This is a genomic window from Azospirillum sp. TSO5, from assembly GCF_003116065.1.
Classification (GTDB): Bacteria; Pseudomonadota; Alphaproteobacteria; order Azospirillales; family Azospirillaceae; genus Azospirillum.
In genome coordinates, this window is the sequence record NZ_LGQY01000031.1 from 17,046 (window position 1) to 43,574 (window position 26,529).

General features: G+C 69.5%; 24 protein-coding genes and 1 tRNA gene. 10 read left to right on the plus strand and 15 right to left on the minus strand.

The features are described from left to right. Positions 1–25 precede the first annotated feature (25 nt). Complete coding sequence (gene ahcY, locus TSO5_RS09170; protein WP_109151296.1) at positions 26–1,324, minus strand: adenosylhomocysteinase; 1,299 nt, start codon at positions 1,322–1,324, stop codon at positions 26–28. Positions 1,325–1,565: 241 nt separating this feature from the next. On the opposite strand from ahcY, the gene TSO5_RS09175 reads away from it, so the two are divergent. Continuing rightward, positions 1,566–2,657 (plus strand): PA0069 family radical SAM protein, encoded by a 1,092-nt coding sequence (locus tag TSO5_RS09175; RefSeq protein ID WP_109151297.1) that lies wholly within the window; start codon positions 1,566–1,568, stop codon positions 2,655–2,657. 56 nt (positions 2,658–2,713) lie between these two features. Here TSO5_RS09175 and TSO5_RS09180 read toward each other — a convergent pair whose 3' ends face one another. From TSO5_RS09180 to TSO5_RS09195, 4 genes are all read right to left on the minus strand, one after another. Next, positions 2,714–3,385 (minus strand): hypothetical protein, encoded by a 672-nt coding sequence (locus tag TSO5_RS09180; protein ID WP_109151298.1) that lies wholly within the window; start codon positions 3,383–3,385, stop codon positions 2,714–2,716. A 279-nt stretch (positions 3,386–3,664) separates the two neighbouring features. Beyond that, the gene (locus TSO5_RS09185) at positions 3,665–3,916 is read right to left on the minus strand and encodes a hypothetical protein (protein WP_109151299.1); all 252 of its coding nucleotides are present in this window, start codon (positions 3,914–3,916) and stop codon (positions 3,665–3,667) included. Positions 3,917–4,021: 105 nt separating this feature from the next. Next, a complete protein-coding gene (locus TSO5_RS09190) occupies positions 4,022–5,305 on the minus strand; it encodes an MFS transporter (RefSeq protein ID WP_109151300.1) in 1,284 nt (427 codons plus the stop codon). 6 nt (positions 5,306–5,311) lie between these two features. After that, on the minus strand, positions 5,312–6,970 hold the full coding sequence (locus TSO5_RS09195; protein ID WP_109151301.1) for a tetratricopeptide repeat protein: 1,659 nt from the start codon (positions 6,968–6,970) through the stop codon (positions 5,312–5,314). A 178-nt stretch (positions 6,971–7,148) separates the two neighbouring features. On the opposite strand from TSO5_RS09195, the gene TSO5_RS09200 reads away from it, so the two are divergent. Next, complete coding sequence (locus tag TSO5_RS09200; protein ID WP_146203717.1) at positions 7,149–8,726, plus strand: adenosine deaminase; 1,578 nt, start codon at positions 7,149–7,151, stop codon at positions 8,724–8,726. A gap of 7 nt (positions 8,727–8,733) precedes the next feature. Here TSO5_RS09200 and tagF read toward each other — a convergent pair whose 3' ends face one another. The 8 genes from tagF to TSO5_RS09240 all read right to left on the minus strand — a co-directional run bounded on the left by tagF (position 8,734) and on the right by TSO5_RS09240 (position 19,660). After that, the gene (tagF, locus tag TSO5_RS09205) at positions 8,734–9,423 is read right to left on the minus strand and encodes a type VI secretion system-associated protein TagF (protein ID WP_247870663.1); all 690 of its coding nucleotides are present in this window, start codon (positions 9,421–9,423) and stop codon (positions 8,734–8,736) included. Next, a complete protein-coding gene (gene tssM, locus TSO5_RS09210) occupies positions 9,420–11,504 on the minus strand; it encodes a type VI secretion system membrane subunit TssM (protein WP_109151303.1) in 2,085 nt (694 codons plus the stop codon). Before tssM ends, tagF begins: the two co-directional genes overlap by 4 nt. Positions 11,505–11,514: 10 nt before the next feature. Further along, the gene (gene icmH, locus TSO5_RS09215) at positions 11,515–12,759 is read right to left on the minus strand and encodes a type IVB secretion system protein IcmH/DotU (RefSeq protein ID WP_109151304.1); all 1,245 of its coding nucleotides are present in this window, start codon (positions 12,757–12,759) and stop codon (positions 11,515–11,517) included. Positions 12,760–12,979: 220 nt separating this feature from the next. Beyond that, complete coding sequence (locus tag TSO5_RS09220; RefSeq protein ID WP_109151305.1) at positions 12,980–15,385, minus strand: penicillin-binding protein 1A; 2,406 nt, start codon at positions 15,383–15,385, stop codon at positions 12,980–12,982. Between the two features lie 177 nt (positions 15,386–15,562). Beyond that, positions 15,563–16,786, minus strand: a complete 1,224-nt coding sequence (locus tag TSO5_RS09225; protein WP_282183504.1) for a TIGR03862 family flavoprotein — start codon at positions 16,784–16,786, stop codon at positions 15,563–15,565. Between the two features lie 109 nt (positions 16,787–16,895). Next, complete coding sequence (locus TSO5_RS09230; protein ID WP_085087355.1) at positions 16,896–17,165, minus strand: hypothetical protein; 270 nt, start codon at positions 17,163–17,165, stop codon at positions 16,896–16,898. Positions 17,166–17,405: 240 nt separating this feature from the next. Then, entirely contained in the window at positions 17,406–18,461 is a 1,056-nt protein-coding gene (locus tag TSO5_RS09235) for an SH3 domain-containing protein (protein WP_109151307.1), read from the minus strand. Between the two features lie 11 nt (positions 18,462–18,472). Further along, positions 18,473–19,660 carry a hypothetical protein gene (locus tag TSO5_RS09240; protein ID WP_109151308.1) on the minus strand — a complete coding sequence of 396 codons (1,188 nt, stop codon included), beginning with the start codon at positions 19,658–19,660 and terminating at the stop codon, positions 18,473–18,475. Between the two features lie 257 nt (positions 19,661–19,917). Between TSO5_RS09240 and TSO5_RS09245 the strand changes: the two genes are divergently transcribed. Next, positions 19,918–20,241, plus strand: coding sequence for a ribbon-helix-helix domain-containing protein (locus tag TSO5_RS09245; RefSeq protein ID WP_109076016.1), 324 nt, complete (start codon positions 19,918–19,920; stop codon positions 20,239–20,241). Between the two features lie 45 nt (positions 20,242–20,286). Here the strand turns inward: TSO5_RS09245 and TSO5_RS09250 are convergent, their stop codons facing one another. Together TSO5_RS09250 and TSO5_RS09255 are read right to left on the minus strand one after the other, a co-directional pair. Next, positions 20,287–21,165, minus strand: coding sequence for a TIGR01459 family HAD-type hydrolase (locus tag TSO5_RS09250; protein WP_109151309.1), 879 nt, complete (start codon positions 21,163–21,165; stop codon positions 20,287–20,289). 86 nt (positions 21,166–21,251) lie between these two features. Continuing rightward, a complete protein-coding gene (locus TSO5_RS09255; RefSeq protein WP_109151310.1) occupies positions 21,252–22,490 on the minus strand; it encodes a glycosyltransferase family 4 protein in 1,239 nt (412 codons plus the stop codon). A gap of 116 nt (positions 22,491–22,606) precedes the next feature. On the opposite strand from TSO5_RS09255, the gene TSO5_RS09260 reads away from it, so the two are divergent. The 7 genes from TSO5_RS09260 to TSO5_RS09290 all read left to right on the plus strand — a co-directional run bounded on the left by TSO5_RS09260 (position 22,607) and on the right by TSO5_RS09290 (position 26,468). Continuing rightward, positions 22,607–23,401, plus strand: a complete 795-nt coding sequence (locus TSO5_RS09260; RefSeq protein ID WP_109151311.1) for an alpha/beta hydrolase — start codon at positions 22,607–22,609, stop codon at positions 23,399–23,401. Positions 23,402–23,497: 96 nt separating this feature from the next. Continuing rightward, positions 23,498–23,588, plus strand: a tRNA-Ser gene (locus tag TSO5_RS09265). Positions 23,589–23,930: 342 nt separating this feature from the next. After that, positions 23,931–24,467, plus strand: a complete 537-nt coding sequence (locus tag TSO5_RS09270) for a hypothetical protein (protein ID WP_146203718.1) — start codon at positions 23,931–23,933, stop codon at positions 24,465–24,467. Next, the gene (locus TSO5_RS09275; RefSeq protein WP_199230838.1) at positions 24,464–24,961 is read left to right on the plus strand and encodes a hypothetical protein; all 498 of its coding nucleotides are present in this window, start codon (positions 24,464–24,466) and stop codon (positions 24,959–24,961) included. Before TSO5_RS09270 ends, TSO5_RS09275 begins: the two co-directional genes overlap by 4 nt. Positions 24,962–24,986: 25 nt before the next feature. Further along, the gene (locus TSO5_RS09280) at positions 24,987–25,454 is read left to right on the plus strand and encodes a hypothetical protein (protein WP_109151313.1); all 468 of its coding nucleotides are present in this window, start codon (positions 24,987–24,989) and stop codon (positions 25,452–25,454) included. A gap of 13 nt (positions 25,455–25,467) precedes the next feature. Beyond that, complete coding sequence (locus TSO5_RS09285) at positions 25,468–26,022, plus strand: hypothetical protein (protein WP_109151314.1); 555 nt, start codon at positions 25,468–25,470, stop codon at positions 26,020–26,022. A gap of 104 nt (positions 26,023–26,126) precedes the next feature. Continuing rightward, a complete protein-coding gene (locus TSO5_RS09290; RefSeq protein WP_247870665.1) occupies positions 26,127–26,468 on the plus strand; it encodes a hypothetical protein in 342 nt (113 codons plus the stop codon). Positions 26,469–26,529: the final 61 nt, after the last annotated feature.

A 26,529-nucleotide genomic window follows, 5' to 3' on the forward strand; every position in this document is an offset into this window, starting at 1 on the left:
CCTTTCTCAATCAACCAGCAACCGCTTAGTAGCGGTAGTGGTCCGGCTTGTACGGGCCGGCGGCGTTGACGCCGATGTATTCGGCCTGCTTGTCGCTGAGGACGGTCAGCTTGGCGCCGATCTTTTCCAGATGCAGGCGGGCCACCTTCTCGTCCAGGTGCTTGGGCAGGACGTAGACCTTGTTCTCGTAGTTGGCGGCGTTGGTCCACAGCTCGATCTGGGCCAGCACCTGGTTGGTGAAGCTGGCGCTCATCACGAAGCTGGGGTGGCCGGTGGCGCAGCCCAGGTTGACCAGACGGCCCTGGGCCAGGACGATCAGGCGCTTGCCGTCGGGGAACACGACCTCGTCGACCTGCGGCTTGACCTCTTCCCAGACCAGATTGCGCAGGGCGTCGATCTGGATCTCGCTGTCGAAGTGGCCGATGTTGCAGACGATGGCGCGGTCCTTCATGGCGCGCATGTGGTCGATCGTGATGACGTCGACGTTGCCGGTCGCCGTGACGAAGATGTCGCCCAGCGGAGCGGCCTCGTCCATGGTGATGACCTGATAGCCTTCCATCGCGGCCTGGAGCGCGTTGATCGGGTCGATCTCCGTCACCATGACGCGGGCGCCCTGCGAGCGCAGCGAGGCGGCCGAACCCTTGCCGACGTCGCCATAGCCGGCGACCACGGCGACCTTGCCGGCGACCATCACGTCGGTGGCGCGCTTGATGCCGTCGACCAGCGACTCGCGGCAGCCATAGAGGTTGTCGAACTTCGACTTGGTGACGCTGTCGTTCACGTTGATGGCCGGAACCTTCAGCGTGCCCTTCTTCATCATCTCATAGAGACGATGGACGCCGGTGGTGGTCTCTTCCGACAGGCCGCGGACGTCGTTCAGCATCTCCGGATACTTGTCGTGCATGATCTGGGTGACGTCGCCGCCATCGTCCAGGATCATGTTCGGGGTCCAGCCGTCCGGACCGCGCAGGCTCTGCTCGATGCACCACCAGAACTCCTCCTCCGTCTCGCCCTTCCAGGCGAAGACCGGGATGCCGGCGGCGGCGATGGCGGCGGCGGCCTGATCCTGGGTCGAGAAGATGTTGCAGGAGGACCAGCGCACGGTGGCGCCGAGCGCGGTCAGCGTCTCGATCAGCACGGCGGTCTGGATGGTCATGTGCAGGCAGCCGACGATGCGGGCACCGGCCAGCGGCTTGGAGTCGCCGAACTCCGACCGCAGGGCCATCAGGCCCGGCATCTCGGTCTCGGCGATGGTGATCTCCTTGCGGCCCCAGTTCGCGAGGCTGATGTCCTTGACCTTGTAGTCCGTGAATTCGGCGGCCATGAGGGATGACTCCTGGTGGGCAATGGTGATTGGGGCCGGCCGGATCGAATTCCCGGCCTTGCCTCTGTCATTGGCCAAGGATGTATCAGCGGCATCGGAACCATGCAAGCATAAAGATATCTTTATGTTTGTTGGGTAGGGTGATGGAAAGACCGGTGATGGAAAGACCGGTGATCGAAAGACCGGCCGCACCCCTTTCTGTTCGCTTTACGTTCTTATCTGCCGCGGCTAAGCTGCGGGCATGGACGAGATACGGCGATCCCCGATCAAGGGCCGCGGCGCGGTCAGCAACGCCACCGGGCGGTTCGAGCGCGAGACCCGCGTCCTGACCGACGACGGCTGGACCGGCTATGCCGAGGGCGGGAACGAGGTGCTGTCCGATCCGGTCCGCACCAGTGTCGCGCCGGCCTCGGCCAAGTCGATCATCACCAGCAACCAGTCGCCGGACATCCCCTTCGACCGGTCGGTGAATCCGTACCAGGGGTGCGAGCACGCCTGCATCTACTGCTTCGCCCGGCCGACCCATGCCTATCTCGGCCTGTCGCCCGGATTGGATTTCGAGACCAAGCTGTTCGCCAAGCGCAACGCGGCGGAGCTGCTGGCGAAGGAGCTGCGGGCGAAATCCTATGACTGCCGGCCGCTGGCGCTGGGGGCCAACACCGATCCCTACCAGCCCATCGAGCGGACGGAGGGCATCACCCGGCGGGTGCTGGAGGTCTGCCGCGACTTCAAGCAACCGGTCAGCATCATCACCAAATCGGCGCTGGTGCTGCGCGATCTGGACATCCTGGCGCCGATGGCGGCGGAAGGGCTGGCGTCGGTCGCGCTGTCCGTCACCACGTTGGACCGCGACCTCGCCCGCGTGATGGAGCCGCGGGCCAGCACGCCGCCGCGCCGGCTGGAGGCGATCCGCAGCCTGACGCAAGCCGGCGTGCCGGTGGCGGTGCTCGCCAGCCCGATGATCCCGGCCCTGAACGACCATGAGCTGGAGGCGATCCTGGAGGCGGCGTCCGGAGCCGGGGCGAGCGCCGCCAGCTATATCCTGCTGCGCCTGCCGCTGGAGATCGCCGGGCTGTTCGAGGAATGGCTGCGCGTCCACGCCCCCAACCGCGCCGACCGCGTGCTGAGCCTGATGCGGCAGAGCCGCGACGGCGCGCTTTACCGATCCGGATTCGGGTCGCGGATGAAGGGCACCGGCCCTTACGCCGAGCTGCTGCGCCATCGCTTCAAGCTGGCCTGCCGCAAGCATGGGCTGGGTGACCGGAGCTGGCAGCTCGACTGCAGCCGCTTCCGGGTGCCGCCGGCCGTGGGGGATCAGCTGTCGCTGCTGTGAGGGGCGGGGGATGGAACAGCGTGGAACAGGGGGCCGGGTGATGTTTCATCCGCCGCCTACCGGCGCCGGGAGAAGGGACCGGCGGCGCGGCGGCTCACCGGGCCAGGGTTGAGGTTGGGGTAGGGTTCATGCTCGTTGACGGTCCAGGGGAACACGCCCTTGGGACCCTCCGCTTCCGGCCGGGCCAGGATGGCGGCAATCATGGCCGGATCGGGCGGCGTGCGCTCGCGCAACGCGCCAGGGACATCGTCGTCGAGTTCGGGCACGGTGACGGCGGGCGGATCTTCTGGACGGGGCGATTGCGGTTTGGTGTCCGGGAGATCTCTCGGGGTATCGAGACCGGCGAAGAGACCAAGGCGTTCGGCCAGCCAGCGCACGGTGGAGGGATCGCCGGCAGAGACCAGCCGTTCGATCTGCTCGGCCACCAGGGCGCGCAGCGAGGACAGCCGCAGTTCGGCCTCGCGGTTCAGCGCCTCGCGTTCCCACCAGACTCGGACTCGGAAATCCTTGGAGCCGTAATAGGCCCGCCACAGCGTGGTGCGGCTGCATCCCATGGCGCGGGCGACCTGGAGAAAGCTGTTGCCGCGTGCCAGCATGCCGGCGGCCATGATCCACTGTTCCTCGTGGAACTGCGATCCGGGGACCAGAGAGCCTTCGGATGGCGTCGGCGGCTCCTCCGCCCAGCGGGGGAAACGGTCGTCTTTCAGCGTACGAGGATCGACGGGCATTGGGCGGCTCCGCAGAAGGGTGAGTCTGCGGAGAGCTTATGGGAATTTTTTCCGGTTTCGAGGAATTTTCGCAAATGCCGTCGCCGGCCGGGGAGATCGCGGCGTCCGGAGCAACATTTCCACGGATGTCACGGATTTAGACACGGATGTCACGGATTTTTCTGGTCTTGCGGATGCGCCGGCTTGTCCCGGAAGCTTAGGCTCCGGGACGCCGCATCCGTGAAATCCGTGTTGACCTTGCCCGCCATCTCCGCGGCCTCCCGCCCGGACGGAATGACGTCAGGATCGGCGGATCGTCTTGCTCCAGGGCGCCAGCGGGTCAGTGGCCTTCGGCGTGGGCGTGGTCGTTGTTGTGGGTTTCGACAGCGCCGACAGCGGCAGACGGCCGGTCGCCAGCATCGCCATCACCAGCGCCGGATGAGTGGGAGCAGCGGCGGCAGAGTCGTGGTCGGTCTGCCCGGTCTCCGCCGGCTCGTCGTTCAGCGCCTCGTTGATGCGGGCGAAGGCTTCGATGTCTTTGATGTGCAGCATGGTCCGTGCCCCTCGGCTTCGACATTTGTGCGTCGCAGCAAAAACGAAGGTAACAGCTCTGCCCTCGAATGGTCTCACGTGCGGCGCTTTGACGCGGCCCTTTTTCTAACGGGCCGGTTCGCGAACGGCCAGCATAAGCCCGAAGCCGATGACGAAGAAAGCCAGAACCGTCGCCATGCCGGCGCGCTGGCTGTCGAACGCCTGGGTCGCCAGCCCGAACAGCAGCGGCCCGAAGAAACCGACGAAGCGGCCGGTCAGGCCATAGAGCCCGAACATCTCGCCCGACATGCCGGGCGGGGCAAGCCGCGCCATCATCGACCGCCCGGCCGCCTGCGCCGGTCCGAAGAACAGCCCCAGCCCCAGCGCGAAGACCCAGAACCACAGCCGGTCGGTCGCCAACAGCAGCGGCAGGCCGCACAAACCCATGCCGGCCAGCGCGATCAGGATCACCGGCTTGGCACCCAGCCAGTCGTCCATCCAAGCGAAGCCGATGGCCCCCGCCCCCGCCACCACGTTGAGCGCGATGGCGAAGACCAGGATTTCCTCGAAGCTCATGCCGAAGCTGCCGGCGGCGAAGATGCCGCCGAACATGGTGATGGTGTTGATGCCGTCGCGGTAGAAGGCGCTGGCGACCAGGAAACGCGCCACCTCGCGGTAGCGGCGGACCTGCCGCAGCGTGGCGACCAGCGTCGCCACCCCCTCGCGCGCCGCCCGCAGCAGACCGTGGCCGGTGGACGGCTCGTCGGGCACCCACAGGAAATAGGGCAGCGCGAAGATGCCGTACCAGGCGGCGGCCAGCAGGGCGGTGGCGCGGACATTGGCCTGCGGCCCCCAATCGGCCCACTCCATCCCGAACAGGCCGAACAGCGGGGCCGGCGCGTTGACGAAGCCGACCAGCGCCAGGACGAGGCAGGCCAGCCCGCCGAAATAGCCGATGCCCCAGCCCCAGCCCGACACCCGGCCGAACAGCCGCTCCGGCACCAGCCCCGGCAGGGTGGCGTTGTAGAAGACGTTGGCCAGTTCGAACGCCACGGTGGCGACCACCACGCAGGCCAGCGCGAAGGCGGCGTCGGCCGGATCGGGACGCACCCACCAGAGGGCGGCGGTGAACAGGACCGTGACCAGCGTGAACAGCGCCATCCACGGCTTGCGCCGCCCGGCCCGGTCGGCGATGGCGCCCAGCACCGGGCTGAGCGCCGCGATGGCGACACCGGCCACGGTCATGGCGGCACTCCACCGCGCCGTGCCCTCGACGGGATCGCCGACGACGCCGCGGGCGAAATAGACCGCGAAGACGAAGGTGGTGATGATGGTGTTGTAGGCCGAATTCGCCCAGTCGTAGAGACACCAGGAGGCGATGGCGCGGCGGGAAGGGGTGGCTTCGGTCACGCCCGCTTACCCCCGCACGCCCCCCGCCAACCCGTCCACCCCGAAGGAGATCTGGTTGTTGTCGTAGCGGGCGACGATGCGCAGGCGGTCGCCGGCCGACAGCGCGATCGGCTTTTCCAGGAAGGTCATCGCCTGCTTCCAATGGTTGGTGCGGGCGCGGCTTTCCGACTTGTAGACCACCTCGTCGTCCATGAAGAGGTCGAACCAGAAGGCGACGCCGTGGCAGGTGCCGGCGGTGACGATGGTCACGTCGATCACCCGCTCGCCCTCTTCCGGCATGTTGCGGGTGAAGTCGAAATCCAGCGCGGTGAAGGGCTTGGACAGCGGGGTGTGGGCGTCGGCGCCGAGGTCGATCTGCTGGTAGCCGGGGGAGCGGAAGACGTCGAAGCTGCCCATGTCGAAGCCGTCGATGGTCTCCACCGGGTTGATGCGGGCCAACTCCGGGGTCTCCACCAGCATGGCGTAGACGGTGGAGGCGCGCGGGATGATGGCGCCGCCCGGCTTCACCAGATGGGTGCGGGCATGCTGCAGCACCGACAGCATGCGCGGGGCCAGCATGCCGATGTTGATGAGTTCGGAAACGAAGACGTCGGCCTTCTCCGGCAGGTCGCCGCCGTCGCCCACCGTCAGCTGGGTGGACAGGCGCGGCACCACGTCGATGCGGCCGGCAAAGCCGTTGCGCGCCACGGTTTCCTTGGCGACGCGGGCGAGGATCGGGTTGACCTCGCAGGTCACCACCTTCTTGGCGCCGGCGCGGGCCGCCATCATGGCGACGATGCCGGAGCCGGTACCGATCTCCAGCACCAGCGAATCGGGCTTCACCGCCCGTTCCAGCGACTGCTTGTAGGCCTCGTTCCGCTCGAAATCGTTGATCATCGGCAGGTGCCAGCCGGGCACCGCGTTGGAATAGATCAGCCGGCGGGTGAACTTCACCATCGGGTGGTCGGGGGCCTGTTCGCGCGCCGCCTCGATCACCTCGATGGCCTCCGCCGCGCGGTCCAGGCTCTGCAGCACATGGGCGAGGCCGACCTGGGCGGGGACGAAGCGCGGGGCGGCGGCGAGCACGGTGCGGAACTCCGCCTCCGCCTCGGCCAGCCGGCCGCGGGTGGAGAGAAGCTCCGCCAGGCTGTAATGGACGTCGAGATAATCGGGGGCCTGCGCCAGCGCGGTGCGGAAATGCTCTTCCGCCTCCTCAAGCTCGCCCAGCTCGCGCAGGGTGGCGGCGAGGAAATGGTGCATCTCCGGCGCTTCCGCACGGAGGTCCAGAGCGGTACGGAAGCAGTCCGCCGCCTCCTCCAGCCGGCTTTGCGCCTTCAGCGCGTTGCCGAGGTTGCCGTGCAGTTCGGGCAGGCGCGGGTTGATGGCGAGGCCGGCGCGGAACGCCTCCTCCGCCTCGGCCGGGCGGGCCTGCTGGAAGAGCAGGCTGCCGCGGCTGTTGTGGAAGGACGGGTCGTTGCCGTTCTCCGCGATGGCCTGGGCGAACAGGGCCAGCGCGTTTTCCGGATGGTCGGTGTGGGCGGCGACCAGCCCCAGCAGATGCAGCGCCTGGGCGTTGTGCGGATCCGTCGCCAGGATCGCCCGGCAGTCCTGTTCCGCCCCCGCCAGATCGTTGCTGCGGAAACGCTTGGCCGCGTCGAGCAGGGTCGGGGCGGGGGTGTCGGTCATCGCGGCGGCTCCAAAGACGGCGGGTACGGCGGGAACACGAAAAGATCGCCGCACCATACCGGGAATTGCCGCCCCGCTACAGCCTTTCGATCCGCAACCTTCCATCGGGCCGGACCATTGCGCATGCGCGATTATCACGGCATCCATACCCGCAAAAGGAGAATAAGGAGTCGGGTGCATGTCGGACACGGGAATGATCGGGCGCGTGAAGGGCGGCGTGACGGGTGCGCTGGCGGCGACGCTGCTGCTGGCGGGTTGCGCCACGGCGGAGATGACGGGCGGAGGCGCCACGGGGAGCGATGTCGCGGGATCGGCGGCGGCGCGGCGGTTCGAGGCGGTGCGGACCAGCCCGCCGGAGCTGCGCGCCTTCCTCTATCGCATGCCCAAGGGGGCGGACCTGCACAGCCACCTGACCGGTGCGGTCTATGCCGAGAGCTACATGCGGATGGCGGCGGATGCCGGCCTGTGCTTCGACGTCAAGGCCAACTCGTTGGTGGCACCGACGGCGCAGGCGCCCTGCGAGCCCGAGGCCGGGCGGCCGGGTGCCGCGGCGGTGACCGCCGACAGCGTGCTGTATCCGGTGGCGCTGGACGCGCTGTCGACGCGCGACGCGCTGCCGGTCTCCGGCTACAGCCTGCATGACCAGTTCTTCGCCACCTTCGGGCGGTTCCGCGCCGCCGCCTCCTCGACCCCCACATCCACCGGCGATCTGCTGGCCGAGGTGGTGGACCGCGCCGGCCGCCAGGGCGAGCGCCATGTCGAGCTGATGGTGTCCTTCGGCACCGGCCCGGCCGCCGCCATCGGCAAGGCGTTCCCCTGGACGCCGCAGGCGGCGGCCGACCTGACGGGCACCGCCGACACGTTGATCGCCGCCGGGCTGCCGGCGCTGGTCGCCCCGGCCCGGCAGGAGATCGACGCGGCCGAGGCGCGGATGCGCTCCGTCCTGGGTTGCGGCACGCCGGCGGCGCGTCCGGGCTGCGCGGTGTCGGTGCGCTACCTCCAGCAGGTGGCGCGCACGCAAGGACCGGGGCCGGTCTTTGCCACCACCCTGTTCAACGCCCTGCTGGAAGCGCAGGAGCCGCGAATCGTCGGCCTGAACTTCGTGGCGCCGGAGGACAATCCGGTGGCGCTGAACGACTACGACCTGCACATGCGCATGGTGGCGGAGGCGGTACGGCGCAATCCAGGCACCAACATTGCGCTCCATGCCGGCGAGTTGACGCTGGGCCTCGTCCCGCCGGAGCGGCTGCGCGACCATATCCGCAAGGCGGTGGAGATTGCCGGCGCCCGGCGCATCGGCCATGGCGTCGACGTGATGTATGAGGACGATCCCCAGGGCCTGCTGCGGACGATGGCTGGGCGCAAGGTGGCGGTGGAGATCAACCTGACCAGCAACGACAAGATCCTGGGCGTCAGCGGCCGGAACCACCCGCTGCCGGTCTATCGCGCCGCAGGCGTGCCGGTGGTGCTGTCCACCGACGATGAAGGCGTCAGCAGGATCGACCTGACCAACGAGCTGCAGCGCGCGGTCGAGGAGTTCGGGCTGGGCTATGGCGATCTGGTCGGGCTGGCGCGCGCCAGCCTGGAGCACAGCTTCCTGCCCGGCGACAGCCTGTGGTCGGCTCCCGGCTGCACGCCACCGATGCACGAGGACGCCTGCCGCGCGGTGACGGAGCGCAGCGAGAAGGCGCGGGTGCAATGGGGGCTGGAAGAGGCGCTGGCCCGCTTCGATCGCGAGATGGCGGGGGTGCGGTGACGGGCCCCTACTCCTCCCCGGTATTCTCCCAGCCCCAGCGGGTCCAGGCGCCGTCGAGGAAGGCGGTCGGGCGGGGGGCGGCGGGGAGGCCGGGGCAGGACAGCAGGGACGGCGCGATGCGGCCGGCGCCGCGGGTCCACCACAGGCTGGCATCCGCGCGCAAGGGGCCGGACAGGCGGCCGAGCAAGGCGCGGGTGGCGGCGCCGACGCGCTCCGGCTCGGGACGGCCGAGGATGGCGAGGCGGGCCGGTAGGCCCTCCACATCGGCACCGGCGCGGCAGGCGTCGGCGGCCAGCGCCTCGGCACGGGTCAGCCACGCGGCGCAGGCGGCGGGGGCGTCGGCGATGTCGAAGCCGGCGGGAAGGCCGGCGGCGATGGTGAAGGGATAGGGACGGCCGACGCGGTCGGCGCTGGACATCCACACGCCGATCAGCGGAGCGGCGCCGCACAGCCCGGCCGACAGGGCGAAGCGCCAGACCGGGGCCTGGGCGAACAGCGACTCCCACTCGGCGCCAAGCTGGCTGGCGGCCTCGCCCAGCGCCGCCGACAGCCAGCGGTCCCATGGGCCGAGCACGGCCGGCGGCAGACCGTGGCCGACGAAATCGCCGCGCACCGGGACCTTGCCGTGGAAGCCCATCACCGGATCGGCGCCCACCCCGGCGGCAAGGCCGCGCGGCGTGCCGAAGGATCCCATCATGGCAGGGCGGCCCGGCTGGGCTGGGCTGACTGTGGGGGCGTCTGCGATTCGGCGAGCACCTCCTCGACGCGGGCGACCAGCGCCTCGTCGTGCGGGACCGGGGCGAAGCCGACAGCGAACAGCGCGGCCAGATGGTCGCCGAGGGCGCGGCGCGCCGCCTCGTTGGCCGGGCCGGGAAGCGTGCGCTGCCAGTCGAGCGCCAGCCATTCCGCCAGGGCGCCGGCATCCATCGGTTCGGCCCCGCCGACCATGCGGTAAAGGCGCAGGGTCCGGCGCAGCTGGTCGGGCAAGGCCCAGTCGGCGCGCAGCCGCTCCTCCAGCCGCAGGGCGACGCGGGCGAGGAACTGGCTGCGCAGGGCGCGGCTGTAGGCCTCCCGCGCCGGGACGGCGATGCGGGCACCCTGGTAGAGGCCGCCGGCCAGCTTCGGCTCGGCCCAGCTTTGAGCATCGTCGAAGGCGTGCGGCAGGGCGCGCAGGGCATCCAGCGCCGGCAGGATCGCCGCCGGGTCGGCATCGTCCACCCGGGCCAGCGCGCGCGGCGGCGTGTCGAGCGGGCGTAGCGCCGCCTCCACCGCCATGGCCCCGGCGTCGGCGCGCTCCAGCAGGGCGGCGTTGCCCCGCGCGCTGACCAGCCACCAGCCGCCGAGCGCCGCGCCCAGCAGCAGGGCGGCGGCGGCGGACAGGGCGTTGCGGCGGCGGCGGGTGCGCTCCAGCACGCGGTCGACCTGGGCGAGGTTGGCCTCCGGAAAGACGATTTCGGGCAGCAGCCGGTCGAGGAAATAGGTGGAGGCCGGGCCGTCGGCCTCCGGCTCCAGCAGGCCGAGCGGGCCGCCGGTCTGGGTGGCGCTGGTCAGGTAGAGGCCGCGCAGGCGCGGCGTCTCCTCGCCCTGTTCGGAGCCGAAGACGGTGTCGACGATGTCGGCCAGCGCCGGCTCCAGCTCCGCCACCCGCAGCGGCAGGGTGAAGGCGTCGCTGCGGCGGCGGATGTCGGGCTCCTGGTGCAGCCGGTCGAGCAGCCGCTCGTCCAGCCGCCGCACCAGACCGGCATAGAGGTCGCGAAAGGCGGAAAGTGGACCGCTTTCCGGTTCGGCGGCCGGCAGGGTCAGGCCCCAGATCTGGCTGCGCGCCTCGCGGTCCAGCGGATCGAAGAAGGTGGCGAAGCCGCCCAGCAGGTCGGCCTTGGTCAGCAGCAGATAGACCGGCAGGCGGACGCCCAGCTGCACCCGCAGCTCGTTCAGGCGCTGGCGGATCAGGATGGCATGATTGCGCCGCTCGGCGTCGGTCCAGCCGGTCAACTCTGGGATGCTGATGGTGAGAAGGACGCCGTTGGCGGGCTGGCGCGGGCGATGCTCCTTCAACAGGTCGAGCAGGCCGGACCACACCCGGCCGTCGACCGCGCGCCGGCTGTCCTGGGTGGTGTAGCGGCCGGCGGTGTCGATCAGCACGGCGCGGTCGGTGAACCACCAGTCGCAGTTGCGGGTGCCGGCCAGACCGGCCAGCGGCCCGGTGACGGTGCCGTTGAGCAGCGGGGTGGCGAGGCCGGTGTTGGCCAGCGCCGTCGTCTTGCCCGAACCGGGGGCGCCGATCACCAGATACCAGGGCAACTGGTAGAGATAGCGCCCGCCCCGCCGCTTGCGCAGCTGGGCCAGCACGGCGTCGAGGCGCTTGCGCACCACGCCGATCTCCTCCAGCGAGGCCTTCAGTTCCGGGTCGCGGCCGGCGGCCAGCGCCTCCAGCAGGCGGGCGTTGGCGGCGCGCTCGCGGCCGTCGATGCGGCGGTTGACGGCGATCCACACCACCAGCGCCAGCAGCAGCGGCAGCAGGCGGACGCTCCAGTCGGCCTGGATGGTCGGCAGCAGATGAGGGGCGGCGGAGGCCGCCAGACGCGGCAGCAGCAGCCAACCGGCCAGCCCCAGCGCCAGCGCGCCCGCCAGCGAGGTCGCCCAGCGGGCGCGGGCGGAGCGGTGGGGAGAGGGAGTGGCGGCGGGCTTGCGGCGCCTGACGGTCTGCTTCGGCGCCTTCTTCGCCACGGGCTTCTTTGCCGGAGTGGCGCCAGCCTTCTTGGGACGGGGATCGGCCATGGCGGGCGCCCTATTGCGGATAGAGGCGGATGTCGATCCGCCGGTTGGCGTCGCGCCCGGCGGGCGTGTCGTTCAGCGCGACCGGCTCCTGGTCGCCATGGCCCTCGGCCGACAGGCGGGCGGGGACGATCGTGTGCTCCAGCAGCTTGCGGACGGCTTCGGCGCGGGCGTCGGTCAGGGATTGCGCGGTGGCGAGGCGGCCGGTGGGCGGGGTCTGGTCGTCGGTGTGGGCGACCACCAGCACGCTGCCGGATTCGGTCGCCAGGGTTTGGCCCACCCGCTCGACGATGGCGCGGTGGCGGGCCTTCACGGCGTCGCTGCCGGTGGCGAACATCGCCGCCGCCGGGATGCGGATGACCAGGGCACCGTCCTCCCCCGCCAGCACCTCGACGGAGCCGGTGCGGATCTCCGGGGCGAGCCGGCCGGTGATGCGGGCGATCAATGCCGGGCCGGCGGTGGGTGGTGGCGGCGGGATCAGCCGGGCGATCTCGATCGGCCGGTCGGGCAGCAAGGCGGCGATGCGGGCGGCCACCGGCTCCGCTTGCCGGTCGAGGGTGCCGGCGAGATGGACATAGAGGCCGGACAGGCCCAGCGCCACCGCCGCCCAGATGAGCCAGCCGGGCAAGCCGCCGCCCAGCCGGTTGCCAATAGGCCGGAACGGCTCCGCCACCCCGGTCCAGGCGGGAGACAGCTCCGCCGGCACGTCGCCGCGGGCGCGGCGCAGGATGCGGTACAGCTCGTCACGCAGGCGGGCGAGGTCGTGGGCGCCGCCGGGCTTGTCGCGGAAGCGGCCTTCGAAGCCGAGCGACAGGCAGGCGTAGAACAACTCCAGCGCGTAGCGGTGGCGGCGCGGGTCGCCCAGCATGCCGTCGAGCAGGTCGAAGAAGCGCACGCCGGCACCGGGCTCGGCCACCGCCGCTCCGCCATGGCCGGCGGCGCGGGCGACGTCGTCCAGCGTGGCGGCCAGCGCGATGCGGGCGGCGCGGATGTCGTCAGGGTCGAGGCCGGCCGTCAAGGCGGCGCGGTCGAACCGCTCCAGCGCGGCGGCGGCGGCGGCGCGCGGCGGGTCGGTCAGGGCGCGGTCGCGCAGCGAGGTGGCGAGCGCCAGCACCGGGGCGGCGACGCTGAGCAGCGGGTTGAGGGCGTCGCGGGGGCGGGCGGGCGGAGCGGCGGGCGGAGTTGGGGTGTCGGCGGCCGGCGGGGGCGCGGCCTCCGCCAGCAGTTCCGCTCCGTCCGTTTGCTCGTCCGCCTGCATGTGTGGTCCGCCGTGGGGAAAGTCGGGGGAGGTATAGCAGGGTCGGGGCGGTGGGGGGAACTTCAAGCCCTCTCCCGCCCCGGGAGAGGGAGGGGACCCGCGCCGTCAGGCGTGGGGAGGGTGAGGGGTGAGCAAGGATCAGGAATCCATGTCCGGATCACCCTCACCCTTCCCATGCTCCGCATGGGCCCCTTCCCTCTCCCGGGGCGGGAGAGGGAGCCTACCGCACCCCGCTGTTGCTGTAGTCGTGCTGCACCTTCGGCGCGGCGCCGGAGCTGCCGGCGATCTTTTCGATCAGCGAACCGATGGCGCCGCCCGGCGGCGCGTCGGCCGAGGCCATCGGGACGCCGTTCGGCATCGCGCTTCCCGGCGGCGGGGTCCAGGCGGGGGCGCCGTCCAGGCCGGGGAGCGGGCGGGCGGGCTTGCCGGCATGGGCGTCCAACATGAACTCGCGCCACAGCTTGGCCGGCAGGGTGCCGCCGGTGACCTTCTTCATGGCGTCGTTGTTGTCGTTGCCGAGCCAGACGCCGGCGACCAGATCGGCGGTGAAGCCGACGAACCAGGCGTCGTGATAGTCCTGGGTGGTGCCGGACTTGGCCGCCGCCGGGCGGTTCAGCCGGGCGCTGCGGCCGGTGCCGTAGTCGAGCACGCCGCTCATCATCCGGGCGAGCTGGACCGCATGGGCGGGGTCGACCACCGGCGCGCCGCCGCCGCCCTGGCGCCGGTAGAGAACGGTGCCGTCGCGGCTTTTGATCTCGGTGATGGCATAGGCCCAGACGGGGACGCCGCGGTTGGCGATGCCGGCATAGGCGCGCACCAGCTCCAGCGGCGTCACCTCGCTGGTGCCGAGCGCCAGCGACAGGTCGCGGGTCAGCGGCGAGGCGATGCCGAGGTCGGACGCGATCCGCCGCACCCGGTCGGTGCCGACCCGGTCGATCAGCCGCGCCGTCGCGGTGTTGGACGAATGGGCCAGCGCCGAGGCCAGCGTGATGCTGCCACGGTACTTGCCGTCGTAATTGCCGGGGCTCCAGTTGCCGAGCTGGACCGGGGCGTCGTCGATCAGGCTGTCGGGGGTCCAGCCGGTTTCCAGCGCCGCCAGATAGACGAAGGGCTTGAAGGCCGAGCCCGGCTGGCGCAGCGCCTGGGTGGCGCGGTTGAACTCGCTGCTGTCGTAATCGCGGCCGCCGACCAGCGCGCGCACGGCGCCATCGGGGCTCATGGCGACCAGCGCGCCCTGGCGGACGTTGGCGGCGGCGCCGGGACCGGCGAGCAGAGCCTCCATCCGCTGTTCGGCGGCGCGCTGCATCCGCAGATCCAGCGTGGTGCGGACGATGACGTCGCCATGGTCGGGGCCGGCGAAGCCCGGCACCAGATCGGTCACCCAGTCGGCGAAATAGCGGCCGTCGCCGCCGGGCCGGCGCCTGGGCGAGGGCTTGGCGGTGCGGGCGGCATCATATTGCGCCTGGGTGAGGTATCCGGCATCCAGCATCGCCGCCATCACCACCCGCGCCCGCTCCGCCGACTCATCGGGGTTGGAACTGGGGGCATAGCGCGACGGCGCCTTCAAGAGGCCGGCGAGGACGGCCGATTCGCGGATGTCGACCTCGGTCGCCGGCTTGCCGAAATAGGTGCGGGCGGCGGCGTCCACCCCGAAGGTGCCGGCGCCGAGATAGACGCGGTTCAGATAGGCGGTGAGGATCTGGTCCTTGGTGAAGCGGCTCTCCAGCCACAGCGCCAGCATCGCCTCCTGAATCTTGCGCTTCAGCGACTTCTCGGGCGTCAGGAACAGGTTCTTGGCAAGCTGCTGGGTGATGGTGGACCCACCCTGCACCGCCCGGCCGGAGCGCCAGTTGACATAGACGGCGCGGGCAAGGCCGAGCGGGTCGATGCCGAAATGGCTGTAGAAGCGGCGGTCCTCGATCGCCAGCACGGCGTCGACCAGATGCGGCGGCAGATCCTTCACGCTCAGCGTCGTGCCGTGCAGGTCGCCGAAGCGCGCGAACTCGCTGCCGTCGGCGGCAAGAACGGTGATCGAGGCGCGGCGTTCGAACTGCGCCACCTTGGAGATGTCCGGCAGGTCGAGCGCGAACCAGGCCAGCACCGCGCCAAGCCCGATGCCGCACCAGATGGCAGCGACGAGGCCCCACTGGACCAGGCGCTTCATCCAGCCGCCGCCGGCCTTGCGGGGCGGCTGCGGCGTCCGGCCGGGGCGCCCGGCGGGCGGGGATGGCGGCTGCGGCGGCTGGGAACCGCCGGATCGGGGGGCGGACGGCTTGGACGCTCTTATTTTGGGCAAGGAGATCCTTGGCAAGGTGAAGGACGGCAGCGTGAAGGACGGCAAGCCGCGGCGGCGCGGCCGGCGGGGCTGCTTGTAAGGCGTTGGCGGCGGGGCGGCGGAGGGGGGCGGCTGCCTGCGGCGCGGCTTGCCCTGGCCGAGCCTCTGACCGAGTGTGGAGAGCCGGTCGCGGGCGATCTCGAACGCCTTGGCGGCCAGCGTACGGGCGACCTCGCCCGCCGTCAGCCGGTCGAGCGGCGACGGGTCTTCGCGGGTGCGGACCGGGCGGGGGCCGGCGTAGAGCTGGCCCGTCCTCTGGTCCCTTTGGTGGTCGGGTCGGTCGGCGGTCACGGGCGCGCTCGCTGAAGCCCCATCGGGTCGATGCGGTGAGTACGGGAAACGTTCCCGCTTCGGTCCTCATACGCCTACATCCCCGCCGCCGGAAGACCGGTGGCGGGCCGACGATTATTTGTCTCCCGACCGTGGCGAAAGGATGACGCTATCCGAAATTGCGGGGGAGGCTCCCTCTCACCGCAGCCACTCCACCATCCCCTTGCCGGTCGCCACGCCCATGGCGAAGCAGCCCTGCAGCAGATAGCCGCCGGTCGGCGCCTCCCAGTCCAGCATCTCGCCGGCCAGGAACAGGCCGGGGCGGCGGGTCAGCATCATCCGCTCGTCCAGTTCCGACAGGCGGACGCCGCCGGCGCTGGAGATCGCGCGCTCGATGGGGCGGACGCCGGTCAGCACCACCGACAGCCCCTTGATCTGCCGAGCCAGCGCCACCGGATCGGTCAGGGCGGCGGCGGGGGCGAACTCGCGCAGCAGGGCGGCGCGTGGGCCGGTCAGCGACAGCGATTTCTTCAGGAAGGTGGACAGCGACTCGGCACCGCGGCGGCGCAGGCGCTTGACCAGCTCGGCCTCGGCCATGTCCGGCAGCAGGTCCAGCGTCAGGGTCGCCCAGCCCTCCTTGGTGATGGCGTCGCGCAAGGGGGCGCTCAGGGCGTAGACGGCGCCGCCCTCGATCCCGGTCTCGGTGATGATGAATTCGCCCTTCAACCGGCGGCCGGCAGCCGAGAGGCCGACGCTCTTCACCGGCTGGCCGGCGAAGCGGTCGCGCAGGTGATCGGACCAGGGCACCTCGAAGCCCATGTTGGACGGCACCAGCGGCGCCACCTCCACCCCCAGCCCCTCCAGCAGCGGGACCCAGCCGCCGTCCGACCCGGTGCGCGGCCAGCTCGCCCCGCCCAGCGCCAGAAGCGTGGCGCGCGGGGCGACGGTGACGACGTCCTCTCCAGTGCGGAAGGCCGCATGGAAGGTCAGGGCGCCGGTGTCGTCCCAGCCGGTCCAGCGGTGGCGGCTGTGCAGGGTGACGCCCAGCCCGTCCAGCCGCCGCAGCCAGGCGCGGACCAGGGTGGAGGCCTTCATCTGCACCGGAAAGACGCGGCCGCTGCTGCCGACGAAGGTCTCGATGCCCAGCCCGGCCGCCCAGCCGCGCATGTCGTCCGGCGAGAAGCCGGCCAGCAGGCGGCGGAACAGCGGCTCGGCGGCGCCATAGCGGGGCAGGAAGCGGTCGAGCGGTTCCGAATGGGTCAGGTTCAGCCCGCCGCGCCCGGCCAGCAGCAGCTTGCGCGCCGGGGTCGGCGTGTGGTCGAACACGGCGACCCGCAGGCCGGCGGTCGCGGCGATCTCCGCCGCCATCAACCCGGCGGGGCCGGCGCCGATGATCGCCACGTCTGGGGTGGGATGGGGCACGGATGTGGGCTTTCACAAAAAGGATTTGCCCCCGCCGTTCCCATGCAGCGCGGGGAAGGGCGGGGGCATTCTCGTCTCGATCTCAGGTCCTAGGGACAGTCCCCTGGGGTCAGTCCTCGTAGTCGTCCTGGTCCTGCGATACTTCCTCGGCCAGGTCGGCGGCGAGGTCGGCGAAATAGCCGGCGTCGACGTCCAGGCCGTTCTCCTCGCAGATGCGCATGAAGATGCGGTAGGCGTGCAGGATGGCGACGTCGAGGACGACGAGGTCCCCTTCCTCGCTGTGGCGGTCGGCGACGTCCCGCTCCTGAAGGGTGGCGACGATGTCGTGCGCGGCGGCCTGCAGGACCGCGTCCATGGCTTGTTTGTGTTGGGTCGACATCGTGGTGATCCTTGTCCCGGTCGTGCTTCGCGCCCCCGCCCGGCCTGACCGGCGCCGCATGGCCGGCGGGGGTGGTCGAACCGTCGGACGGGGCGGGCTTGTCGGGCGCTCCGTTTGTCCGCGAAAGTTCGGCCTCCCCCTTGTTGTAGAATCCTTTTTCACGGCCGAACAAGCCCCTTCACGGGGGGCCGGGCCGCGTCCTTCCGGGTAGCCTCGTACCGGTTCCGCGGTCTCGCCCGTTCAGCGCTTGAGGGGCGCCAGCAGGGCGGCGCCGACATAGCCCAGCGCCTTGCCGTTCCGCCCGACCTTGTACCAGCCGCCGACGGCCTCCAGCACGGTGACGCGCTCGCCGGCGTCCAGCACGTCCAGCACCTTGGCGTCGCAGACCGGGGCGACACGCAGGTTGCCGGCGGCGCGCAGCCGGGCGACGGTCCCGCCGGGCAGGCGGGGGCGCTGCGCCCGCTCCGGCAGGTCGTCGGGCAGGGCGCAGCCACGGTCCTCCGGATCGGCCTTGGCATAGCGGCCGGGCTTGGGCGGCGCCGTAGTAGCGGTGGTGCGGCTCGGCGCGGCTTCCGCCAGATAATCGCCGGCGACGTAGCCCTGCGGCTTCCCGTCCCGGCCGACCCGCTGCCAGCCGTCGACGGGCGGGCCGAAGGCCGTCACCTGCTCGCCCTTCTCCACCGTATCGAGGACCCGGCCATCGGCGTCCGGTGTCGCCCGCAGGTAGATGCCGGCGGTGGCCGTCACGCTGCGCCGCGCCGGAGCGGCCGCAGGGGGCTTGGCGGTTGGCTTTGCGGGCGGCTCCAGGGTGATCGGCTTTTCAGCGCCCGGCTTTTCAGTGATCGGCTTTTCAGCCGTCGCTGCGGGGGCCGGCGGGAGCGCCACATCGCCCGGCGGATTGATCGGCGGCTTCACGGGCGGCAGGGGCGGAACCGCGACGGCCGGGAGCGCTTCGGCGGGTCTGGCGTCGGGCGGTTTCACCACGGCGGGCGGTGCCGGCGCCCGGCCGGCGGTGGGCCCGGCCGTCGCGGGGCGTGGACCCGGCGGCGACAGCGGGGGCGGCGCTTCCGGCGGATGCTCCCAGACCACGGCCGGGGTCAGCGGTGGAGAAAGGGTCTGTGTCGGCGTCAGCCGGGGGAGGGCGACGATGGGGGCGGCGGCAGGGGTCAGCCGGTCGGCCGGCGTATTGGCCGGCGTTTCGGCCAGCGCGCCGGCCAGGGAGCCGGCCGTGCAGGCGCTCAGCAGCAGGGCGGAGGCCGCGAACCGCAGGGTGGAGTTCCGCCGCACTCGGCCCATCGCGTCCCCCCTCAATCGAGCGTGATGCGGGCGATCAGCGTCGGCAGCGTCTGGCAGCGCAGAAGCCCGTCGAGCGTCCGGTGCTCGGCCAGCCGCAATGTCAGCGCGCAGCCGAAGGAGTTCACCGCCAGTTCGGTCTGCGCCAGGGTGCCGACGATGCTGGACGGCCGGGCGATGCTGTAGCCGGGCGCCCCCAGCTTGCCGGCCAGCGCGCCGTTGACCGGGCTGAAGCCGTCGATCTCCAGCGTCATCGGCCCCAGATTCTGCACCACCACCTCGGAACTGGGATCCTCCTTGGTGGCGTAGAGCTGGACCGGAACGGCGCGGTGGCGGGCGATCCAGTCCTTCAGCGCCAGATTGGCGACCACCGGATCGCGGCTCTGCAGCGCCGCGTCCATCGCCGTCTGGCGCAATGCCGGATCGTTGCCGCCCAACGCCGCTTCGAAGGCGGCCAGCCGCGCGGCGCGGTCCGGACCAGACAGCTTGCCGCGCAGGTCGGCGAGCTGGGCGATGCGCGCCTCGACCGCCCGCCGTTCGGTTTCCGCGCGGGCGGTTTCGGCCTTGGCCGCGGCGGTCTGCTGGGCCAGCCGTTCCTCCTCGCGCCGGCGGCGTTCGGTGTCCTCGGCCAGCCGTTGCGCGGCGTCGCGATCCAACTGCTCGCGCAGGCTTTTTGCTTCCGGCGTGCCGAGAACCACCGTGCGGCCGGGCAGCTCGGCGGCCGGCTTGCCGAGCCCGTCGAGCAGGCCGGGGCTCTGCGGCGTCAGCGCGACGGTCCAGCCGCCGGGCCCGTGGCTGGCGAGCGCCGTCGCGACCCAGTTCTTGGTCAGCCCGGCTTCGGCCGCCAGACGCAGGAAGGTCACCGGCCCCTCGCGGCTGTCCACCAGATAGGTCGGGCCGCCGAGCACCACCGTCGCGGTCACCCGCGCCGCCACCCGAGCTTCCGGAGATGGCGGGGCGGCCAGCGGCTCCACGGTCAGCGCTTCGATGCGCCAGGGAGCCGGCAGCAGCGCCTCGATCCGGCTGCGGAGAAGGGAATCCGGAATGGTCTCGGCGGGAACGGCCGTGGCGGGCCCGGTGGCATCGGCGGCCCAGGCGCTCGGTGTTGCCGGGGCGATCCAGGGGGCCCAGGGGACCAGGAGCCCCATAGCGAACCCGGCTGCGATGCGGGCCGTGAATCGTCCGTTCTCCGGTCGCGTCATCGCCGATCCTTCCCCTTCTTCCGCCGTCCGGCACTGGTATAGCGAAGGTACAGGCCAAAGGAAGCGGCTTTTCCCCGCAATCTGCCGATCTGCGGTTGGATGCAATACCCGCCTGCGCTCGATTGTCGCGCCGATCCGCAGCCATGGGTCGAATTGAGCTTGGACGGCACACGCCGCTTGCAATATGGTCACACAAATGGATGTATTGCCCGCAACGAGAGATCGGGGCACGCAACGGATGGGGAACGGGGTTTCCGATGGGGGGAACGGGCGCGAGCAGGGGTAAGGAAGGACCGGGGCTGCTCTGCCGCAATGTCAAGGTAAGCGGTCGCCGTACCAGCCTGAGGATGGAGCCTTACATCTGGGACTCGCTGAAGGAAATCTGCGAGCGTGAAAGGCTGACGCTGAACGAAATCTGCACCCAGATCGACGAGCGGCGGGGCGAGGCCAATCTGACCGCCTCCATCCGCGTCTTCATCGTCAGCTATTACCGCACCGCGATCGGCAATCGCGGCTTTGCCGAAGACGGCCAGTCACCCCTGCTCGGCAAGGCGATGGACGACGCCGTCCCGCTGGATTGAGACGGGAACGCGGGCAGGACGCCTGCGCGCTCCCGTCTTGACGAATTACCAGCGCAGGCTGGGCACCGCGTAGGTGGGCATGTGCCCCGACGCATCGGCCAGAGCGCGCAGATTGACCGGATCGACCGCGGCCCCCCAGGCAGCGCCCCCCAGTTCCTCCTGATGGATGCCGGCGGTGACCAGCGCCACGTCGATTCCGGCGGCATTGGCGCCGGCGACATCGGTGCGCAGGCTGTCGCCGACCGCCAGGATGCGGCTGCTGTCGTCGATCCCCAGCAGCTTGAAGCAGCGTTCATAGACCGGGGCATGGGGCTTGCCGTGCTGGCGCACATTGCCGCCCATCTCCTCGTAGCGGGCGGCCAGCGTGCCGGCGCAGATCACCAGCATCGGCCCGACCATCACCACCAGATCGGGGTTTGCGCAGATCATCGGCAGCCCGGCGGCGAGGCAGGCATCCAGCTGCGGCTGATAATCCGCCACCGTCTCGCCGAAGGTGACGATGCCGGTGTTGACGACGAAATCCGCCTCCTCCGGGGTTGCCGCGATCCGGTAGCCGAGCCCTTCATAGACGTCGGTGTCCCGCTCCGGCCCGATGTGGTAGAGCCGGCGGCCAAGGGCTGCGTGCCAGGGATCGTCGCGGTCGCGCAGCGCCTCGTAGGTCGCCTCGCCCGAGGTCATGACATGGTCGTAGCGCTCGCGCCCCAGCCCCATGCCGTCCAGCTTCTCGATCACGCCGGTGGTGCGGCGCGGCGCGTTGGACAGCAGGCAGATCGTCTTGCCGGCGGCGCGCATGCGGTCCAGGCAGTCGGGCACGCCGGGATAGGGCCGTTCGCCGTCATGCAGCACGCCCCACAGGTCCAGGATGAACCCGTCATACTGGTCGATGACTTCGGCGATGCCGGAAATCTGTCGGATGTCGGCCATGGTGTCCGGTCGGTTTGATGGAAGGGTTTGTGATGGGTGGGTCAGGGATCGGATTGCGTCGATCGGATTGCATCGACAGGCCGATCTCAGCGTGGTTGCAGCAACTCCGCATAGACCGCCAGCGTGTCGGCGCACATGCGGTCCTTGGTGTAGCGGTCGGCGACGAAGGCGATGGCGCGGGCGCCGATGGCCTCGCGCTGCTCCGGGGTCAGCGACAGCGCCTCGTCCAGCGCCCGGGCAAGGGCGTCGGGATCGTCGGGCGGCACCACCCAGGCGGTTTCACCGGGGACGACGGTCTCCTGATAGGCGCCGATGGCCGAGACGATCACCGGCTTGCCCATCGCCTGCGCCTCCACGATCACCCGCCCGAAGGCTTCCGGCTCGCGCGAAGCGGAGACGACCACCGTCGACAACAGGTAGGCCGCGGCCATGTCGCTGCAATGGTCGGTCATCCGCACCACGCCGCGCAGGCCGGCGTTGGCGATGCGGTTCTCCAGCTCCTCCCGGTAGCCGGTGCGGCCCTGGTCGGAGCCGACCAGCAGGGCCAGCACGTCCTTGCGCCCCAGCTTGGCCAGCGCGTCGATCAGCACGGTCTGGCCCTTCCAGCGGGTCAGCCGGCCGGGCAGCAGGATCACCGGCCGGTCGTCCGGCAGGTTCCATTGCTTGGCGAGCGTCACCAGCCGCGTCGGGCTGACCCGGTCGGGGGCGAAGACGCCGCGGTCGATGCCGCGGTGGATGACGCGCACCCGCTGCGGATCGACCGGGTAATTGCCCAGCACATGGTCGCGGATGAAGCCGGAGATGGCGATCACCCGCTCGCCCCGCGCCATCACCGAGTTGTACCAGCGCTTCAGCCGGCCGCCGACGGGACCCGTGCCGAAATTGTAGGGGGCGTGGAAGGTGGTCATGTAGCGGGCGCCGGTCTCCCGGCAGGCCAGCCACGCGCTCCAGGCCGGCGCGCGGGAGCGGGCGTGGACGATGTCCACCTTGTGCTCGCGGATGATGGCGGCCAGCCGGCGGGCATTGCGGCGGATGACCAGCGGGTTCTTGGAGGCCAGCGGCAGCGTCAGGTGGGTGATGCGGGCGCGGTCCAGCTCGCGCACCATCGGCCCGCCCTCCGACGCCACCAGCGGCTTGCCGCCGGCGGCCTGCAGGGCGAGCGCCATGTCGATGCAGCCGCGCTCCGCCCCGCCGGTGACCAGCGTCGGCACCACCTGCAGCACCGTCGGCGCCCGGCCACCCGGCCAGTTGGGTGCGGGAGGGGCTTGGTGGGGGTCCGCGTTGCGCGGGGACTGGTCGGTGGTAAGGTGGGGGTCGAAATCCATGATGCCGGCTGCTCGCAAGGGGCGGCCCGGAACCGGCCGCGGGCCCCGGCATGCCGGATCGCCGTCGAGCCCGGTGCCCGACCGCGTGCCGGTGTCCGTTTGTCGAAGGTGACCGTATGACCGAAACCGCAGCCCATCCGGGCGGCGCGCACCATAGCCTAACGCGCGGTGCCGCGACCATAGCCTATCACCACACCCCTGCTGGCCCGTCCGGGCAGGGCAAGCCGGGCGTCATGTTTCTGGGCGGCTTCATGTCCGACATGACCGGCGGCAAGGCGACGTCTTTGGAAGCCTGGGCAGTGGAGCGCGGCCTGTCCTTCACCCGCTTCGACTATCAGGGCCACGGCGCCTCCAGCGGCCGCTTCGCCGACGGCACCATCGGCCTGTGGGCCGACGACGCGCTGGCGGTGCTGGACCAGGTGACGACGGGGCCGCAGATCCTGGTCGGATCCTCGATGGGCGGATGGATGATGCTGTTGGCGGCGACGCGCCGGCCGGAGCGGGTGGCCGGGCTGGTCGGTATCGCCCCGGCCCCCGACTTCACCGAAGACCTGATGTGGGACATCTTCGACGCCGATGTCCGCCGGCAGATCATGGAGGAGGGCGTCTGGAATCGCCCGTCGGAGTACGGCCCGGAGCCGCAGCCGATCACCCGCGCCCTGATCGAGGACGGCCGCACCCACCTTCTGCTGCGCGGCCCCATCGCCTTCGACGGCCCCGTCCGCCTGCTGCACGGCCAGCGTGACCCCGACGTGCCCTGGCAGCTCAGCCTGCGCATCGCCGAGGCGCTGACCGGCGACGACGTCCGCGTCACGCTGGTGAAGGACGGCGACCACCGCCTGTCCCGTCCCCAGGATCTGGACCTGCTGTGCCGCACCGTCGGCGCGCTGGTGGATGAGATTGGCGGATGAAACTGGATCGGTTTAGCGCGCCGCCAAAAAAACGTCGTTTGCGTGAAACGGAGGCTTGCATAGCCGCGAACCTCTGGCTATAACGCGGGCCTCTACGGAGGGGTGGCCGAGCGGTTGAAGGCGCACGCCTGGAAAGTGTGTATACGTCAAAAGCGTATCGAGGGTTCGAATCCCTCTCCCTCCGCCACGAATTCAGGCCAGAGCGTTGATTTTCTCAGAAAATCCGCTCTGGCCTTCTTCTTTTCCCTACAGTTTGCCTTATTGGCGTTTCTTTGGCCGGAGGCACCGAGAGCAGCACGCCAGATCCGTGGCTGGCGGCAGAATTACGCCCGAATGTTGTGAGTGGATGCGTCAATGACGCAGTTGCGGTCTTGCCGAATAATCCGACTGCCGCCGAAACAACCAACACGGTTCGGAATCGGACGAATTAACCCTTATGTGTTTCCTCTTGCAACAAAACCCTACTTTCGGTTTTATGGATGTATGGTTTAGATGTGCTGTCGAGGTTCGTGTGCGTGTACACATTGGATTGGCTGCGGCCATTCTTGCTGCTGGTATGCTGTCCGCATGCCAGACAATGAATGATGTGGCGAAAACGGTCGGCAAGCCGCCGGAGAAAGCGCTTGAAATGCGCGCGCTCCAGACGCGCCGTTTCGACAGTGAGAACGAGAAGCTTCTGCTCGAGGCGGGAACCCAGACCCTTCAGGATCTTGGCTTCACCATTTCCGAGGCGTCGAGCGATGTCGGCGTGGTGGTCGCATCCAAGCAGCGGAATGCGGAAGAGGGTGGGCAGGTCGCGGCACAGATCGGCCTGACGATTGCAATGGCTCTCCTCGGCGTGGCAAACAATCCCACCTGGGACCAGGAACAGACCATTCGTGTGACGTTTATTGCCAACCCGGTGTCGGGCGGCCGCCAGACCGAAGTGCGCACCACATTCGACCGAATCCTCGTCAATAATCATGGGCACGCCTGGAAGGCGGAGTTGCTGATGGAACCGCAACTCTACCAGGAGTTCTTTGAAAAGCTCTCCGCCAGCGCGTTCCTTGAGGCTCACAAGATATGACACTGAGCAAGAGCATCCGCTTTGCGATCTTCGGCGCTATGGCGCTTACCGTCGCAGCTTGCCAGACCAACAATCAGTCGCAGGTCGTGCTCAGCAAGAAAAGCCCTGTCGAGTTGAGGGCCATGCAGGCGCGCGCCTTCGAAACTTCCGATCAGAACAAGACCCTGCGAACGGTGATCGCCACCTTCCAGGATCTTGGCTATGGGATCGACAAGGTCGAACCGGCTGCCGGAACAGTTTCGGCAACCAAGCTGGCCAAGCTCCGCATGACCGCAACGGTTTATCCGCGCGGTCCTTCGCGCATGATCGTGCGCTCCAATGCCTTGGTCATGAATCCTGGAATGGAAAGTCAGGTGGACGATCCGGAATTTTACAAGGACTTGTTCTTTGAACCTCTGTCCAAGGCAATGTTCCTGACCGCCCTGGAACTGGGAAGTGAAGAGGATGTTCCGCCGGTTCCGGACGCTGCATCGAAAACGACTGCCAAGCCGTAATCCTACTTCAGATCGAGGTCTTTCCATGCTCTTCAAGAATTTCTCATTGGCCGCGATGGGGCTTGCCTCGGTGCTGCTCGCCGGTTGCCAGACGGCGGGAGAGCATGCGGCGGCCGTCCGTCAGGCACAGGATGGCGATCGCCTGACCGTCGGCAAGGTGCAGCGCGAGATCCGCATCGGCATGACGAGTGCCGAAGTCGTGGAGGTGCTTGGTTCGCCCAACATGGTGACGACGGATGACCGTCGGCGCGAGAACTGGGTCTATGACAAGATCTCGACGGAAACCGCGTACTCTTCCAGCAGCGGCGGAGTGAACGCATTGATTCTGGGCGGTGGCCCGATCGGTGCCGGCATTGGCGGCGCCTTGGGCGGCGCCGGCGTCAGCGGCGCCGCGGGCGCGCGCAGCACCTCACAGCGGACGTTGACGGTGATCGTCAAGTTCGACGAGAACAGCCGGGTCCGTGATTTCTCGTACCGCTCCAGCAGCTTCTGACAGGAGCGGCAGCATGAAATGCCGGGTTGTCGTATCCGCTCTGATCCTAACGGCGTTGGCAGGCTGCCAGCAGACTCCGGGAGCGCAGCAGCAGGCCGCTGCGCTCACCCTGGCGGCTGAGAGCCTTGGGCAGCGTCAGATGCAAACCCGGCGTTTCGACACGGCCGATGAACAAGCGATCCTCGCGGCATCTGCCGGCGTGTTGCAGGACCTGGGGTTTACCACCGAGGAGACCAACCTCAAGGCCGGGCTGATCGTCGCGTCCAAGGATCGCGATGCGGTCGAATCGGGGCAGGTTGCCGGACAGGTCTTTTTTGCTCTCCTGGTCGCGGCCATGGGAGGACGTGCTGATCCGGTGTGGGACGCCAATCAGAAAATCAGGATCTCCATTGTGACGCGCCCTACGGCCGATCGGAGCGGCATCGTCGTCCGCGCGACATTCCAGCGCGTAATCTGGAACACGAAGAATCAAATCTCGCGCGTCGAGACGATCGACAAGCCCGAAATCCATCAGCAATTCTTCGAAAAGCTTTCACAATCCGTTTTTCTTGAGGCGCACCAGATATGAGCATGCCCAATTGCCGCACTCTGTCTGTCCGCGGCTTGGCCATGGCACTCGCACTTGCATTTCTTCCGCTTGGCGGATGTCAAACGGACTCGAAGCAACAGGTGATGGCTGTCGACAAGAGCCAGGTCGAATTGCGTGCGATCCAGACGCGGGCATTTGACACAAGTGACCGCAACCTGACGATCCGTACGGTAATCAGCAGTCTTCAGGATCTGGGCTTCGTCATCGATAAGGCCGACGAGCAGTTGGGGATCATCAGCGGAACCAAGCTGTCCGGCTATGCCATGCGCATGACGGTTACCGTTCGCCCGCGCGGCAAAACCCAAATGTCGGTGCGCGCGAGCGCGCAATACAATCTGGTCGCGGTATCTGATGCGGAGCCTTACCAGCAGTTCTTTGCCGCCCTTTCAAAAGCGATGTTCCTGACTGCCAACGAAGTCGACTGAAGCCTGAAATCAGGACCCTAATTGGTTCAGTCAATCTCATCGTTTTGGCAAAAGGGCGTTC